At 61.3% G+C, this 15575-nt stretch carries 17 protein-coding genes; 3 read left to right on the forward strand and 14 right to left on the reverse strand.

The features are described 5' to 3' along the window. Nucleotides 1-30: 30 nt before the first annotated feature. Nucleotides 31-933 carry a phosphonate ABC transporter substrate-binding protein gene (phnD, locus tag SKA53_RS06540; protein WP_007205306.1) on the reverse strand — a complete coding sequence of 301 codons (903 nt, stop codon included), beginning with the start codon at nt 931-933 and terminating at the stop codon, nt 31-33. A gap of 50 nt (nt 934-983) precedes the next feature. After that, nucleotides 984-1802: a phosphonate ABC transporter ATP-binding protein gene (phnC, locus tag SKA53_RS06545; RefSeq protein ID WP_007205307.1), complete on the reverse strand. Its 819-nt coding sequence runs from the start codon at nt 1800-1802 to the stop codon at nt 984-986. Nucleotides 1803-1966: 164 nt separating this feature from the next. On the opposite strand from phnC, the gene nikR reads away from it, so the two are divergent. Then, nucleotides 1967-2431 (forward strand): nickel-responsive transcriptional regulator NikR, encoded by a 465-nt coding sequence (gene nikR, locus SKA53_RS06550; protein ID WP_007205308.1) that lies wholly within the window; start codon nt 1967-1969, stop codon nt 2429-2431. Here nikR and arsJ read toward each other — a convergent pair. The 7 genes from arsJ to SKA53_RS06585 all read right to left on the reverse strand — a co-directional run bounded on the left by arsJ (nt 2415) and on the right by SKA53_RS06585 (nt 9829). Beyond that, nucleotides 2415-3650, reverse strand: coding sequence for an organoarsenical effux MFS transporter ArsJ (gene arsJ, locus SKA53_RS06555; protein WP_007205309.1), 1236 nt, complete (start codon nt 3648-3650; stop codon nt 2415-2417). The genes nikR and arsJ overlap by 17 nt on opposite strands. A gap of 17 nt (nt 3651-3667) precedes the next feature. Next, nucleotides 3668-4666, reverse strand: a complete 999-nt coding sequence (locus tag SKA53_RS06560) for an ArsJ-associated glyceraldehyde-3-phosphate dehydrogenase (RefSeq protein ID WP_040483179.1) — start codon at nt 4664-4666, stop codon at nt 3668-3670. A gap of 2 nt (nt 4667-4668) precedes the next feature. Beyond that, on the reverse strand, nt 4669-5496 hold the full coding sequence (locus SKA53_RS06565) for a helix-turn-helix domain-containing protein (RefSeq protein WP_007205311.1): 828 nt from the start codon (nt 5494-5496) through the stop codon (nt 4669-4671). A 77-nt stretch (nt 5497-5573) separates the two neighbouring features. After that, nucleotides 5574-6191: an ABC-type transport auxiliary lipoprotein family protein gene (locus SKA53_RS06570; protein ID WP_040482826.1), complete on the reverse strand. Its 618-nt coding sequence runs from the start codon at nt 6189-6191 to the stop codon at nt 5574-5576. A 4-nt stretch (nt 6192-6195) separates the two neighbouring features. Then, entirely contained in the window at nt 6196-7890 is a 1695-nt protein-coding gene (locus tag SKA53_RS06575) for an MlaD family protein (RefSeq protein ID WP_007205313.1), read from the reverse strand. Continuing rightward, nucleotides 7890-8687, reverse strand: a complete 798-nt coding sequence (locus SKA53_RS06580) for an ABC transporter ATP-binding protein (protein ID WP_007205314.1) — start codon at nt 8685-8687, stop codon at nt 7890-7892. The genes SKA53_RS06575 and SKA53_RS06580 overlap by 1 nt, the downstream gene beginning before the upstream one ends. Beyond that, a complete protein-coding gene (locus SKA53_RS06585) occupies nt 8687-9829 on the reverse strand; it encodes an ABC transporter permease (RefSeq protein ID WP_007205315.1) in 1143 nt (380 codons plus the stop codon). Before SKA53_RS06585 ends, SKA53_RS06580 begins: the two co-directional genes overlap by 1 nt. Nucleotides 9830-10003: 174 nt before the next feature. Here SKA53_RS06585 and SKA53_RS06590 point away from each other — a divergent pair, with 174 nt between their 5' ends. Further along, entirely contained in the window at nt 10004-10855 is an 852-nt protein-coding gene (locus tag SKA53_RS06590) for a universal stress protein (protein ID WP_007205316.1), read from the forward strand. Nucleotides 10856-10900: 45 nt separating this feature from the next. On the opposite strand, the gene SKA53_RS06595 is transcribed toward SKA53_RS06590, so the two are convergent. Continuing rightward, the gene (locus SKA53_RS06595) at nt 10901-11227 is read right to left on the reverse strand and encodes a phasin family protein (protein ID WP_007205317.1); all 327 of its coding nucleotides are present in this window, start codon (nt 11225-11227) and stop codon (nt 10901-10903) included. Between the two features lie 73 nt (nt 11228-11300). Beyond that, the gene (locus SKA53_RS06600) at nt 11301-12026 is read right to left on the reverse strand and encodes an endonuclease/exonuclease/phosphatase family protein (RefSeq protein ID WP_347360059.1); all 726 of its coding nucleotides are present in this window, start codon (nt 12024-12026) and stop codon (nt 11301-11303) included. 39 nt (nt 12027-12065) lie between these two features. Between SKA53_RS06600 and SKA53_RS06605 the strand changes: the two genes are divergently transcribed. After that, entirely contained in the window at nt 12066-12728 is a 663-nt protein-coding gene (locus SKA53_RS06605) for a hypothetical protein (protein WP_007205319.1), read from the forward strand. 9 nt (nt 12729-12737) lie between these two features. Here SKA53_RS06605 and SKA53_RS06610 read toward each other — a convergent pair whose 3' ends face one another. The 3 genes from SKA53_RS06610 to SKA53_RS06620 are packed head-to-tail and all read right to left on the reverse strand — an operon-like array spanning nt 12738 to nt 15297. Next, nucleotides 12738-13499: an ABC transporter permease gene (locus SKA53_RS06610; RefSeq protein WP_007205320.1), complete on the reverse strand. Its 762-nt coding sequence runs from the start codon at nt 13497-13499 to the stop codon at nt 12738-12740. Continuing rightward, a complete protein-coding gene (locus SKA53_RS06615) occupies nt 13496-14296 on the reverse strand; it encodes an ABC transporter ATP-binding protein (protein ID WP_007205321.1) in 801 nt (266 codons plus the stop codon). Before SKA53_RS06615 ends, SKA53_RS06610 begins: the two co-directional genes overlap by 4 nt. After that, nucleotides 14293-15297: an ABC transporter substrate-binding protein gene (locus SKA53_RS06620; protein ID WP_007205322.1), complete on the reverse strand. Its 1005-nt coding sequence runs from the start codon at nt 15295-15297 to the stop codon at nt 14293-14295. The genes SKA53_RS06615 and SKA53_RS06620 overlap by 4 nt, the downstream gene beginning before the upstream one ends. Nucleotides 15298-15575: the final 278 nt, after the last annotated feature.

Below are 15575 nucleotides of genomic sequence, written 5' to 3' on the forward strand. Positions count from 1 at the left end.
TGCCGGACCCAATGTTTGGCTGAAATCGCCTTAGTTCATCTGGCTGCGGCGCACCGCGATGATGGTTTCATAAGCCTCGTGGCCGATGGGTGAAAAGCCAGCTGTTTCGCCAGCGGCCACACCATAGGCGCAATCGGCGTCAACGTTGATCAGGTTGGCAGTCAGGTCGATCATCGTCTGTTTGACATCAGCTGGCAGGGCTGTGCGCAGCACCACAGGGCCTTCGGGGATCGGCTTGGATTTCCAGATTTCGACCAGATCGTTCATATCGACCAGACCGGCGTCAGCGGCACGGCGCAAAGCACCTGAATTATAGCCGTCTTCCCAATCGCCCAAACCATCGGCCCATGTCACGCCACCGGCGATATCGCCATTGGCCACCGCCACGATGGTTTGCTCATGTCCGCCGGTGAACACCACGTCCGAAAAGAACGTACCTGGTTCCATCGAATAGCCTTCGGCAGGGATTTCAACCAGCGGGATCAGATAGCCCGAGGTGGAATTCGGATCGCCAAAGCCGAACACTTTGCCTGCCATATCATCCAGCGATGTGATGCCGCTGTCAGCGCGGGCAAAGCCGATGGAATGATAGGTGAATGACCCGTCAAGGTTGGTCTTGACCAGCACCGGCTCAACGACGGTCGGGTCTTCGACATAAACGGCAGCATAGGACGACGCGCCCAGCCAAGCCATATCCAGCGTGCCACCGATCAGGCCCTGAATGACGCCGTTGTAATCAGCGGCGGTGAACAGGCGGGTGAGGACGCCCAATGCTTCTTCGGTATAGGCGCGGAAACATTCGTTCTTTGCCATACGGTCCTGTGCGTTTTCGCCGCCCAACAGGCCGATGCGGAATTCAGTGATGCTGTCCTGCGCAAAGGCAGGGGCCACAAGGGCGGTCGTCATCAATGCGGTCGCGATGATCTTTTTCATGTCAGTCTCTCTTGGTTGAATGCTCCCCAGACGGGGCGCGGGGGAAAGGGTCAAAGGGCGGCGGCTTTTTCCATCATGGCGACAGCAGCGGCGCTTTGTTCGATCTGGGTCGATGTCATGCTTTCGGAAAAGCTGTCGTCGGCACCGTAAATGTCGCGGGCCACACCGGTGGTCAGCTGGTCGGGCGTGCCATCGAACACGATGCGCCCGTCGCGCATCCCGATCACGCGGTCGCAATAGCGGCGCGCCGTGTCCAGCGTGTGCAGGTTGGCAATCACCATGCGCCCGTCTTCTTCGTGGATGTCGCGCAGCGCCTGCATCACGACCTGCGCATTCATCGGGTCAAGCGACGCGATAGGCTCGTCCGCCAGAATGATGCGCGGGTCCTGCATCAGCGCGCGCGCAATCGCCACACGCTGTTGCTGGCCACCAGACAAGGCCTCGGCCCGTTTGGGGGCGTGAGCGGCCATGCCAAGACGGTCAAGGATGTCGATCGCCTTGTGAATATCGGGGGTTGGATAAAGGTTGAACATGGTGGCCAGCGTGGACTGGCGGTTCAGCGTGCCATGCAGCACGTTGGACACGACATCCATGCGCGGGACCAGATTGAACTGTTGGAAAATCATCGCGCATTGCGATTGCCAGCTGCGCTTGGCCGCGCCGCGCAGGGCGGTCACATCCAGCCCGTCAAAGGTGATCTGCCCCGATGTCGCATCCGACAGCCGGTTCAGGATACGCAATAGCGTTGATTTTCCCGCACCTGACCGGCCGATGATGCCGATCATCATGGGCTTGTCCACGGTGAAACTGGCCGCGCTGACAGCCGTGTTCGCACCAAAAGTTTTTGTGACTTTATCAAATTTCAGCATGGCCAACCCCTTGTGTCTGCGGGTCAGATAGCGGTGCTGAGATTCACATTTGTGTCGCTTTCACGAAGTTTATGTAACGCGGCATGCGTGTGCCTTTTGCAAAGAACGTTGCCCTTGGCGCGGCTTTGCCCGATGCTGCGGCCAGCAACCGCAGGTAAGCCCCGATGAAACGTATCACGATGACCCTGGACGACGATCTTTTGGCGGCGGTCGATGCGCATATGGATGCCTCTGGTGCCACCAACCGGTCAGAGGCGATCCGCGATCTGGTCGCGCGCGCGCTGGCACCACAGGCACCGTCCGATGCCGCCTGCTTTGGCATTGCCAGCTATACGGTCGAACCCGATATCCGCGATCTGGCCCGCAAGGTGCCACAGGTCCGGCAGGACCATCACGACCAGTTCGCCGCTGCCCTGTCGGTGCCGGTGGATCATGCCACATCGCTCGAAGTGGCTGTGCTGAAAGGATCAGTGGCCGAGGTGGAAACCATCGCCAATGCGCTGTTTCTGGAACGCGGTGTGCGGCATGGCCGTCTGGCGCTGGTGCCGGTGGTGGTCGAGGATCACAGCCACGCCCATGGCAACGGCGCACCGCACCGGCACGCCCGCGTCGTCAACCGGTTTGCGTGACCGACCGCTCCAGCCTGCCTGCAGCCAGCGCCGACAATGCCACCATCAACGTTGCTGCGCCCAGCATCAGCGCCAGCCCGCCCGCCTGATAGGTCAGCCCCGACAGCAAGGTGCCTGACAGCCGCCCCGCCGCATTGGCCATGTAATAAAACCCCACATCCATCGTGACCCGTTCGGCCTTGCTGAAGGACAGGATCAGATAGGAATGCAGCGCCGAATTGACCGCAAAGATCGCGCCGAACACCAACAGCCCCAGCACCAGCGTGACCGTCAGCCACAGCTGCGGACCCGTGGACAGCACCACCGCCGAGGTCAAGATCGCAGGCACCGCTGCAAGCCCCCAAGCCCATTGCCGCGCCGCCCCGATCAGCTCTGCCGCGGGCCGCGTGTCCGCGCGCAACAGCTTGGGCGCGGCCGCCTGCACGGCACCATAAAGGATGATCCAGACCGCCATAAAGGTCCCGATCATGAAAAACGCGGTCCGGTTGCCCGCGACGGTGCCATCCGACAGCACCGCATAGAAATAGATCGGGATGCCCACGACAAACCAGATGTCACGCGCACCGAACAGAAACACGCGCGCCGCACTTAGCCAGTTGACGTTATGGGATTTGGAAAAGACTTCGGTGAATTTGGCACCCTTGCGCCCTTTGGGCAGACCGGCGGGCATGAAGGCCAGCACCGCCAGCAAGATCACGGCCAGCACCGCAGCCATGGCCAGCACCGCCGCCGTGAAACCCAATGTCGCCAGCAGCACCGCCCCCAGCAAAAACCCAAGACCCTTGACCGCGTTTTTTGATCCGGTCAGCAAAGCCACCCAGCGGAACAGACCACCATCGGGGGCCAGTATCTTGACCGCGGATTTGGACGCCATCTTGGCCAGATCCTTGGCCACACCGCTGGCCCCCTGCACCAGCATGACGAAAACAACCGATGTACCGATGGCCCAAGTCGGGTCAAGCTGCGCCAGCGCCAGCAACGCCAGCACCTGCAACCCCAGCCCCAGATAAAGCGTCAGGGTCAACCCGAACCGTGCCGCGATCCAGCCTGCGGACAGGTTCGTCACGATCCCTGCGATTTCATACAGCACGAACAGATAGGCCAACTGCACCGGCGAAAAGCCCAAGCTGTGAAAGTGCAACAACACCAGCATCCGCAGCGCGCCATCGGTCAGCATGAACGCCCAATAGGATGCGGTGACCGCGATATAGGCGTTCATCCCTGCGGCGCGGGCCGTCACAGCGACGCCCCGACCATCAAGGCCACATCGACCAGCCGGTGCGCATAGCCCATTTCATTGTCATACCAGACGTAAAGCTTCACCTGCGTGCCGTTGACCACCATGGTGGACGGCGCATCCACGATCCCTGACCGCGTGTCATTGGTATAATCAGCGGAGACCAGCGGCCGTTCCTCATAGCCAAGGATGCCTTTCAGCGGGCCGTCGGCGGCGGCCTTCATCAACGCGTTGATTTCTTGCGCCGTGGTCGGACGTGGGACCTCGAACACGCAATCGGTCAATGATCCGTTCAGCAAGGGAACGCGCACGGCATGGCCGTTCAGCCTGCCGGCCAGTTCGGGATAGATCAGCGTGATCGCGGTCGCGCTGCCCGTGGTCGTCGGGATCAGCGAATTGAGCGCAGAGCGCGCACGGCGCAAATCCTTGGCAGGCCGGTCGACGATGGTCTGGGTGTTGGTGACGTTATGGATCGTCGTGATCGACCCATGCGTGATGCCGATCCCGTCCAGCAGCACCTTGACCACCGGCGCAAGGCAGTTCGTCGTACAGGACGCAGCCGTAACGATCTGGTGCAATTTCGGATCATAAGTCTCTGAATTGACGCCATAAACGATATTTGCTGTCGGCCCGTCCTTGACGGGTGCGGACACCACGACCTTTTTCACCCCCGCCGCGAAATAGGGAGCGAGTTTCGCTGCCGTCTTGAACACGCCGGTGCAGTCGATCACCACATCGACACCGTCCAGCGGCAAGGCGGCAATGTCCTTGGTCCCGATGAACGGCAGCCGCGTGCCATTGATCGTCAGGCTATCCGCGTCATGGGCGAAATCGGCATCCCAGCGGCCATGCACCGTGTCGAATTCCAGCAGATGCGCCTGCATCGCAGGATCGCCCACAGCATCATTGATCCATGCAATCCGCGCACCTTTTTCCAACAATGGTCTGAGCGCGAGCTTGCCAATCCGGCCAAGGCCGTTGATCGCATAGGTGGTCATGATCATATCTCCGACGGGGATTGCGCGATCTGATCGACCGCTTTTTGCAGCGACAACCGGTCAAGGCTGGCGATGGGCAGGGCTGTGAACAGCTTGATCCGGTTGGCCAAGGCCCCGTAGGCGCGCTGGAAGGCAAGGCTTTTCTCGGCATCCGTGCCGGTGGCCTTGACCGGATCGGGCATGCCCCAATGCGCGCTGACGGGCTGGCCGGACCATGCAGGGCATTCCTCGTTCGCGGCTTGGTCGCAGACGGTAAAGACAAAATCGAACACCGGTGCATCCAGCCCCATGAAGGCTCCGACATTCTTGGATTGCAGCAGGGTCACATCGTGGCCTTTTTGCTGCAAGACTGCCAGCGCGAAGGGGTTCAGTTCTGACCGGGGCAAAGTGCCTGCTGAATGGGCGATGAAACGATCACCCGCCTCTTTGCGCAGGATCGATTCGGCAAAGATCGAGCGGGCGGAATTCCCGGTGCAGATGAAAAGCACGTCATACTTTGTCCGTGTCATGCGATCATGTCCAAGTGGCGCGGGTGCGCAAAGGTCGGGCCTGCCCCGACAACAATCATTGAAAAGGTAATCAAAGGTCTGGTTCACCGCTGCCATAGCGATGGAATATTGCAGCGATGTGGCAGCTCGGTCCTGTGTAACAAGACCGGCCTGCATCAGCGCGGACAGATAGGCCGACAGGGTCGATGGCTTGATATCCAGTGCCTGCGCCAACTCGCCCGCTGGCACGCGGTCGGGATAGCGCCGCATCAACAGGCGGAACACGGCCAGCCGCTGGGGATGGCCAAGGGTCGTCAGGCGGGTGCTGATTTCTTTTTCCATATTTCACAAATATACGAAATATAAAACGCAGCAAGCCGCTTTGCGCGGTTTTACAAAAACTTCACAGGGCGGGCCTGTCAGGCGCGGTCCAGCACCCAATCGGCCATGGCGGGCAGCAGCGCATCCACCAGTGCCTGAAACCCCGCGACGATGGCGGCAGGGCTGTCACCGGCGACAGGCACCGACTGGCTGAACCGGCGCGAGCCGATCACCCGCTGGTCGCGGTCATTCAGCACGGTCAGGGTGATATCGATCGCAGCCACAGGCATGCGATCTGCACCAATGGTCACGTCGAACGCATCGACGCGGGTCAACAGCGCGCTGTCTGGCACAGGCCCGCCTTCCGCTGGTCCGACATAGCCGATCCGGCCCGTGCCAGAGATCGCCCGCACCAAAAGCGACTGCACCACACGGGGCAGTTCAGACGTCCAGCGCCCATCGGGCAGATAGGTGATCGCAGCCGCATCGGGCCGGACCAAGATCCGGTCCGTGCTGATCGCCGCGGTCGCATCTGGCAAGGCGACCAACAAGGTCCGCCGCGTCTGGCGCCCTGTCGTGCCGCCGCTGGGCGGGATCAGGTCATAGGTGTCCAGCGCGGTACCCGCCGCATTCAGCGCCGACACGGCACTGCATCCGCCCAGGGCCATAGCCCCACCGAACATGGCCAGTCTACGTGTCAGTTGGATTGGGGTCATGATGTCATCTCCGGTATTCGGGAACGCGGTTGTCGAGGATGAAGCCCGCAGGATCGTTTCCGATCCGCCGCGTCAGCGTGTTCAGCGTTGCAACAAGCCCGCGCGCCTCGGTGGCAAGGCGGCTGAGTTCGGTCAAGCCGCCAGTCGAGAAATCGCTGATCCCCGGCGCCGCTTGGGCGACGGCATCCTGCACCTGCACCATCACTTGATCGGCCCGCGCGATCAAGGCGCGCAGATCGGCAGCGATGGCCGGCACGTCGGCGGTCACATCCTCGACCGCGGTGCTGATCCGTTCGGCGGAGACGCGCAGATCGGACAGAACCGGCCCAAGGTCGGTCTGCAACACGTCATTGGCGGTATCAAAGGTTGTCTGCGCCGACCCCAGCGCGCCGTCCACCACGCCCAGCGTGGTATTCAGCGCCGCAAGGGATGTCTGCGCCTGCGCGATCAGATCGGTGGCGGCGGTCAATGCAGCCTGACCATCATCGGCCAAGGGCGTCAGCCGCCCGGTGAAACCTGTCACATCGGCGGCCACATCCTCGACCGCGACAGAGGCTGTCTGCACCGCGCGGCGCACATCGGCCACGATCAACGGCAGGTCGGTATTGACCACGGTTTCCACGGTGGCCACGGCGGCGCGCACTTCGGCGATCAAGGCGGCACCGTCGCCTTCGACCAGCACCTCCAGGCTTTCGGACGCAGTTGTGACGGCGTCAAAAGCAATCGTCGCATCGGCCAGCGTTGTTTCCAGCTCGACCAAGCGCGCGTTCAGCAGCGCCGCCGTTTCCCCAAACCCGTCCAGCGTCCGGCCCGTGCGGGTCTGAATATCCTGCACCGCCGCATTCGTTTGCAGCACAGTCTCGGACACCTGCGCAAGGATCATCGGGATCTGCTCACGCAGCAAGTTTTCCGCCAGCGTAAATGCCCCATCCGCACGGTCCAGCATCGGGCCGGTCGTGTTCAGCACCACATCGGCGGATACAAACGCCTGTTGCACGGCAACCAGCGCGCTGTCGGTGCTGCGCAAGGTGATTTCCACCGCCTCGCCGATTGTGTCCAGCCGTTCGGTGAACTGGGTGATCTGCGCGGTCGCATCCCGTACCGTGCCGCTGATTTCGGAAAAATCGCTGAGCGCCTGATCCAGCCGGCCCGTGGTGCGCGACAGGTTGCGCAGGATATCCGCGACCAACGCCTGATTTTCTGCACCCGCAAAGCCCTGCACCTGCTGCAACAAAAGCCGCGCCTCGGCCAGAAGGTTCGGCGCATCCTCGACCAGCGCCTGCACCGTGGACCGTTTGGAATCGATGATCGGCAGCCCGCCTGCGAATGTATCGATCGGCGCAGCCACGCCATCGGTCGCCGAAAGCGAAATAAAGGCGACCCCTGTCACCCCCTGCGATTGCAGCTGCGCGATCGTGGCGGTGCTGACCGGCGTGGCTGCGTCAACCTGAATGATGGTGAAAACCTTGGACGGATCATCCTCGAAGATGCGCAACCCGATCACAGACCCGACCGCGATCCCGTTATAGGTGACCGCACCCGCAGCATCCAGCCCGCTGACATCATCAAGCAAGATGCCATACGTCACGTATTGCCGGTCCAGCTGGACCGAGGCGAGCCAGATAAAAAACCCCAGCGTGCCAAGCATGGCCGCCAGCGTGAAAATCCCGATCAGGATGAAATTGGCACGGGTTTCCATCACTCAGTCTCTTTCGGCTTGGCCACCGGGGTGGCGGCCCTTGCGCGCGGGCCGTGGAAATATTCATGCACCCAAGGATGATCAAGGGCCAGCATCTCTTGCATCGTGCCGACGGCAAGCACTTTTTTATCGGCCAGCACCGCGATCCGGTCGCAGATCGCGTGCAGACTGTCCAGATCATGGGTCACCAGAAACACCGTCAGCCCCAGTGATAGCTGCAATTGCTTGATCAAGGTATCGAAAGCCGCGGCGCCAATCGGGTCAAGCCCCGCCGTCGGTTCATCCAGAAACACAATTTCGGGATCAAGTGCGATGGCGCGGGCAAAACCCGCCCTTTTGCGCATCCCCCCTGACAATTCAGACGGGTAATTGTCCTGCGCCTTGTTCGGTAGCCCGACCATCCGCACCTTGATGCCCGCCAGCAAGGCGCGCAGATCGTCATCAAGGTCCAGTTGTTCGCGCATCGGCGCTTCGACGTTCTGGCGCACGCTCAGCGATGAAAACAGCGCGCCATCCTGAAACATGACACCCCAGCGCCGCCGCAGCGCGCGGTAATCATCGGCATCGGTGTCGCGCACATTCTGGCCGAACACCTCGATCTGGCCTTCGGCGGGTTTGAGCAGCCCGACGATGGACCGCAACAGCACCGATTTGCCGGTCCCCGACCCGCCCACGACGCCGATAATCTCGCCGCGTTTGACATCAAGGTCCAGCCCGTCATGCACCACGGTCGTGCCAAAGCGCGTCACCAGCCCCCGCACACGGATGATCGGATCAATGTTGGGATCGCTTGGCATCACACCCCCACAATCGCGAAAAAGATCGAAAACAGCGCATCCGCCACGATCACCATGAAAATCGCCATGACCACTGATGCAGATGTCTGCCGCCCCAGGCTTTCGGCGTCGCCGCCCACCTTCATGCCTTGGTAACAGCCGATGATCCCGATGATGAGCGCAAAGACCGGCGCCTTGATCATGCCGACATTGAAGTGCCAGACATCGGTATTGCTGACCAAGCGTGCCTGAAACACCGCGGGCGACACGTCAAGTTCGATCCACGACATCAACGCGCCACCAAACAGCCCCGATACATTGGCGATCAGCCCCAGCGCGGGCAACATCAGCACCAGCGCCAAAACGCGCGGCACAACCAGAATCGCGACCGGATCAAGCCCGAGCGTGCGCATGGCGTCGATTTCCTCGCGCATTTTCATTGACCCGATGGCGGCGGTAAAGGCCGACCCCGACCGCCCCGCCACAATGATCGCGGTCAGCAGGATGCCCAATTCGCGCAGGATCGAAATGGCGATCAGGTCTACCACGAACACCTCGGCCCCGAACTGGCGCAATTGCGCAGAACCCTGGAACGCCAGCACGACCCCGATCAAAAACGCCATCAGCGCCACAATCGGCACAGCCTGCAGGCCGACCTGCTGGCAATGATGCACGACAGAGGTCAGCCGCAATGCGCGCGGATGCCGGATTACCCGCGCCATGGCGGCGATGACCTGGCCAAGAAACGACAGCATCTCCAGTGCGTGACTGCCCGCCAGCGCAACACGGCGCCCCAGCGTTTCAAAATGGTCCACCAGCCGCACCGCCGGCTTTGCGCCTGCAGCTTTCGGTGGCAGGTTGGTGCGCACGGCTTCGATCAGCAGGGTCTGCGCATCACTGGCCCCGGTGATCACCGACGCCGCACCGGCAGATGTCCGGCCTGCGAGATCCAGCAAGAACCACGCACCAGCCGTATCCATATGCGACAGCTGCGCGATATCGACCACCTCGGCCCGTGATGCCTGCTGCGCGATGACGTCGCGGTCCAGATGCTCAAAGCTGTCGATTGTCAGCCGCCCCTGCACCGACAGCCGCGCGCCATCGCTGTCAAAGCGGACTTGGCCGGACATATCCGGTGCGGTTTGCAATCGGGTGGCGGACATGTTTTCCTTGGATCACGGGGCGGGCGGCACTGCCCTTGGGTCGCATATCGCCACGAGCTGGGCAAGCGCGGGCTGCACTGCTGGTTGATTTGCGTCAAGGCAGCATCCCCGCCGATCTGCGATGCATAAAGAACGTGCGATAGTGTCGCGCGCTGCAACATAAAGGAAATCACCATGGACCGTTTGACAGCCCTGATCGTCGTCGATGCCACCTGTTCCGACGACCGCATCCGCCATTATATCACCAGCCTGCCCGCAGATGGCGTGCATCTGTCGGTGCTGGTGGTCGGTGCCGCCCCGTCCCTGCCGATGTGGGCCTATGGGTCCGCGCCTTACGGGCCGATCATCTTTCCCGAAAACTGGCACGAAACCTATCAGGCCGGCGGCAGCGAAGTCGCTGATCGCGCCGATGTGATCGAAAAACTGTTGCAGACGGCGGGTGTCGCCGGTGATGTCACGTCTGCCTATGGCGAAGCCTCGGTGTTGGATGACCAGATCGCGGCCCGCGCGGCGCTGTGCGATGTCGTGCTGATCGATCCGGCGCTGGCAGATGCAAGCCTGACATTCCAGCAAGCGCTGGAAGGGGTGCTGTTCAAAACGCCGGTTGCTGTCGCGCTGAACGCGGCGGGGGTCGATCGGGTGCTGCAGGCCAAGCACCCGATGCTGGCGTGGGACGGCAGCCTGCCTGCGCTGCGCGCATTGCACCGCGCCTTGCCGATCCTGCGGCAGGCCGCACAGGTCACCATCCTTGTCGTTGATCCCAACCCACATGGACCCGAAGGCCAGAACCCCGGCAGCGATGTCGCCACTTGGCTGACGCGGCATGGCTGCACCGTCACCTTGCAACAATCGCCCAGCGCGGGGCAGGATACCGGCAGCTGCATTCTGGCCCGCGCGGGTGAAATCGGCGCAGACCTGATCGTGATGGGCGCCTATGTCCATTCGCGCGCGCGCCAGCGTATTCTGGGTGGCACCACGCAGATCGTGATCAGCCAGACAGATCACGCCGTCCTGCTGTCGCATTGAGCGGGCAGCGCCGGGTCTTGGCGTCCGGCGCTGGTCCTTGGCAGGTCAGTCAGCGACGGGGTGCTGTTCTGCCGCCATTTTGCCGGTGATCGTGATCAGCTTGCCGGTTTCGGCCTGATACTGGTTAATCGCTTTTTGGATGAACGCGGCCTGCACATGCTGGGCCTCGGCCAGCGATTTGCAACGCAACAGGGCCTGCTGCAAGTCAAGATCTTCTTTGAAACGGGCCGTGACGAAGGTCGCAAGCGCGGTGCTGACCTGTGTCATGATCGCGATCCATGCGGGGTGCATCCAGGTTGCGGCAGGTGCCACGGCTGCCAGCGTGTCCAGCACGTCGGGCGCAAATCCGTCTTTGTTGGTGTCTTTGGTCATCGCGGGTCCTCCTTGGCGGTTGGGATGCGCGATGATGCCATGTATCGCGCGCCCTGCCCTTGACCTGCGTCAATCAGGAGGCGCGGGTGATCAGCACATCACCCCAGATCGGCAGATGGTCCGAGGCACGCAGGCTTTGCCGTGTCTGCACGACGCCACCATCGGTCAGCGTCAGGCCACGGCCCAGCGCGATCCGGTCCAATGCGGCCATCGGCATGGCGGCATGAAACGATTTGCCCGGCGCATGGACGGTAAAGTCGGCGCGCAACGGGTCCAACCCGCGCGTGGCCGACCATTCGTTGAAATCCCCCAAAACCGCCGTGGGCCGCCCGTCAGGGGCGACCGCGGCGCTGATCGCGGCCAGCTGGCGCTGGCGATGAAACCGGGTCAGGCCCAGATGGGTGGCGATCACGCTGAACGGCCCACCTGCATCCATGTCGATGCGCAAGGCCCCGCGCGGTTCCAACCCCGGCAGAATCAGGCGTTTGACATCCGTCACAAGACTGCCGCGCCGGACCAGCACCGCATTGCCGTGCCAGCCCAGACTGTCGCCCTGCGTGGTGACCGGAACCAGATCGTAATCCGTGTGTTGCCTGATCATATCAGGCGACAAGGCCCCGGGCCTCCCACGCCATCTGAAATCCGCCTCTTGCAAGGCGATGACATCGGCGTCGAGGCCCGCCAGAATATCTACGATCCGGCCCGGATCATAGCGCCCATCAACGCCTTTGGCCTTGCGGATGTTATAAGATGCCAGCCGCAAGGGGCGTGACTTGTGAGTGACGGGTAACATACCCATGATATAGGCACGCCCTGCGCGGATGAAAGAGACAGCAAAATGACCCAAGCGTCAGAGCATAACAACACACGCATGCGGCTGATGGCCCCGATCTGGGTCGCGCTGGCGCTGGCCGCGGTCTGGGCGGCATCGCAAGGCTGGTGGCCGCTGGCGGCGATGTCGACGCTGGCATTTTTCCTGTCGATGGCGCCGATCCTGCTGGCGTCGCAGTACAATATCGCGCTGCCGCTGCCGTTTCTGGTCGCCACGGTTGCTTTTATCATCGCCTCGCTGATCTTTGGCGAGGTTTTCGACATCTATTACCGGATTTGGTGGTGGGATATGGCGCTGCATGGGTCGTCCGCAGTGGCGCTGGGGATGATCGGCTTTTTGTTCATCTATATGCTGTTCGCCGGTGACAGGTTCGCCGCGCCGCCCGGTGCCATCGCCTTTTTGTCCTTTACCTTTGCGCTAAGCATCGGTGCGGTCTGGGAGATTTTCGAATATGGGATGGACCAATTATTTGGCATGAGCATGCAGAAAAGCGTCGATGACACGATGATTGACCTCATCACCGATGCCATCGGCGCGGTGATGAGCGCGCTGGCGGGCTATGCCTATCTCAAAGGGCGGTCAGCCGGCGTATTGGGGCGGCTGATCCGCGATTTTATCAAGCTGAACAGGCATCTTTATGCAAAAGGCCGGTCGCGCAACGACAAATAGACCCTTGCGCTAGATGTTGCTGCGATCCGCCCATCCTGCAAAGGTTTTTTCCAGCGCGACCACGATATAATACAGCAAGATCCCCAACAGCGCCAAGGCGATCAGCACAGCAAACATCAACGGATAGTCCGAATTGGTCTTGCCGCTGTCGAACAGCGCCCCCAGACCGCGCCCATGCGGCGACACGATTTCCATCAAATTGGTGCCAATAAAGGCCAGTGTGACCGATACTTTCAACGCGCCAAAGAATTCGGGCAGCGTCTTGGGCAGCGCAATTTTCCAGAAAATCGTCGATTGCGATGCACCCAAGGACCGCAGGATATCGCGGTATTCGGGTTCCAGCGTGGACAGCCCGATCGAGACCGACACCGCGATCGGGAAGAAACTGATCATGAAGGCGATCAGCACCGTGTTGAAATCGTGCCAGCCCACGAACATCAGCGCCACGATCGGCACCACAGTCGCCTTTGGCACCGCGTTGAAACCGACCAACAGCGGATAAAGCGCATCGCGCATGGTGCGTGAAAAGCCCATGACCATGCCCAGCGCCGTGCCGAACACGACCGCCAGCAACAACCCCGCCACCGTACGCCACAGGGTCTGCCAGCCCATCGTCAGGAACAATTCCCAATATTTGGCATAGGCGGGGGGCAGATCGCTGGGCGCGGCCATCTTGAACGTGGGCCAGCCCATGACCCAGACCAAAGCTTCCCATGCTGCCAAAAAGATCAGCAGCGCCGCGACCGGCACATAGACCTGCCGCGCGGTCATGCCGATGCCTCGGCGGGGACGCGGCCTTGGGCGACCTCGATCTGGTGGCGCAGGGTGTTGAGCATGGTTGCAGCCTCGGGGGTATAAAGGTGGTCCAGCGTGCGCAGGCCGGTATCGGGGATATCCAGCACATATTGCGTGCGTGCAGGCCGGCCCGACAAGACCACGACCTGATCGGCCAGAAAGATGGATTCGCGCAGATCATGGGTGATCAGCACGCCGGTAAAGGGTTCTTCGGCCTTCACGCGGTGCATGATCTGCCACAGGTCTTCGCGGGTAAAAGCATCGAGCGCGCCGAAAGGTTCGTCCAGGATCAGCACCTCTGGCGCATGGATCAGCGCACGGCACAGCGACGCGCGCTGTTTCATGCCGCCGGACAATTCGGACGGGCGCTTGTTTTCGAACCCTTCCAGACCCACCAACGCCAGCAATTTGCGCGCGCGGTCTTCGCCCTGCGCGCGGCTCAGCTTGGTTGGCACGATTTCCAGCGGCAGCAGCACGTTTTGCAGGATCGTGCGCCATTCCAACAGCACGGGATTCTGGAACGCCATGCCAACATTCGACCGCGGGGCGGTGATGCGGGTGCCATGCACCCGCACCTCGCCCTGATCGGGGATCAAAAGGCCTGCGATCAGCCGCGTCAGGGTGGATTTCCCACAGCCCGACGGGCCAACAACGGCGACAAAGCCCCCTTCCGGCACGGACAATTCAAGCCCGTCCAGCACCGGCAAAGGGCCAGAGGCGGTGCGATACGCATGCCGCACCCCCGTGATGTCAATCAGGTTATCCAAGGTCATTCGGCCAGTGAGAATCCGCCCTCGGGCAGATAGGCGCTGGTGAAATACATGGATGCATCTGGCGTGTTGACGAACGCATAGGTCGTGGCGATCTGCTCTATCGCATTGGCCATACGTGCGTCATCAATGATGCCGAACCCGTTGGCCATGACCCAATCGGTCGCCACATTGTCCTGAATGGACAATTGCAGGCGGCGCAGTTCCAACGCTGCATCAGCAGCTGGGTTACGTTCGATCAGCATCGGGATCACGGCTTCGGGGTCTGCGATGGCGGTGGCCCAGCCTTCGGCGACACCTTGCAGAAAGTTGGCGACCACCTCGGCGTTGGATGCGGCGAAATCGGTGTTCACGATGATCACATTGCCATAAAGATCGACACCGTGATCGGCCATCAGCAGCGTGACCAGATCATCCTCTGGCACGCCCAGACGGGCGGTGTTCAGGTAGGATGTGAACGAAAATCCGGTGATCGCGGCCACATTGCCTTCGGCCAGCATCGGTTCGCGCGTTGGAAAGCCCACGGGTTCCACGGTGATTGCCGCGGTGTCCAACCCATTTTCAGCCGCAAAGATCGGGAATTGCGCCCAGGCACCATCAGGTGGCGGCGCGCCCAAAATCTTGCCTTCAAGGCTTTGGGGCGTGTCGTCGATCCCGAGCGAGCGCCGCCCGATCACCGCGAAAGGGGGTTTGTCATAGATCATCATCGCGCCGATCACGGGCGCGCCGGGGTTCTGGTCCAGAAACTTGATCAGGCTGTTGATATCGGCCATGCCAACAGGAAATGCACCTGTCGCCACCTTTGGAATCGCGTCAAGCGACCCGTCACCGGCGGAGACCGTGACATTCAGGTCAAGGGCCGCGAAATTGCCATTATCGATGGCCGCAAAATAGGGCGCGGCCGGCCCTTCGAAACGCCAGTCGAGCGTGAAAGGCAGATCAGTCTGTGCGTGAACGGCCGATGCCCCCGTCAGCGCGACAACCAAAAAAGTACGATTGAACATCTTTTTTCCCCGTTGATGGTTTAATCCTAACAGACACAGACTTTCTTGCGCCCGACAAAGACACCAGCCGCCGTGGCGCATGCTGGTCAAGCCCACGCCATGTCGAACATGATTTGCCTGATTGTTGTGCAGTTTGCCACAAAAGCAAGCAAAAACTATACGGACGATCAAACCACGCCCTGACAGAAAAAATAAAGATGTTGCGCGCCCACTGTTGCGCATTGGCAAAGGTGGTGCCACTCACGCGACAGCCAAAGGGTCTTTGGCCAAGCATAACT

The sequence above is a fragment of the Yoonia vestfoldensis SKA53 genome, assembly GCF_000152785.1.
Taxonomy (GTDB): Bacteria; Pseudomonadota; Alphaproteobacteria; order Rhodobacterales; family Rhodobacteraceae; genus Yoonia; species Yoonia vestfoldensis_A.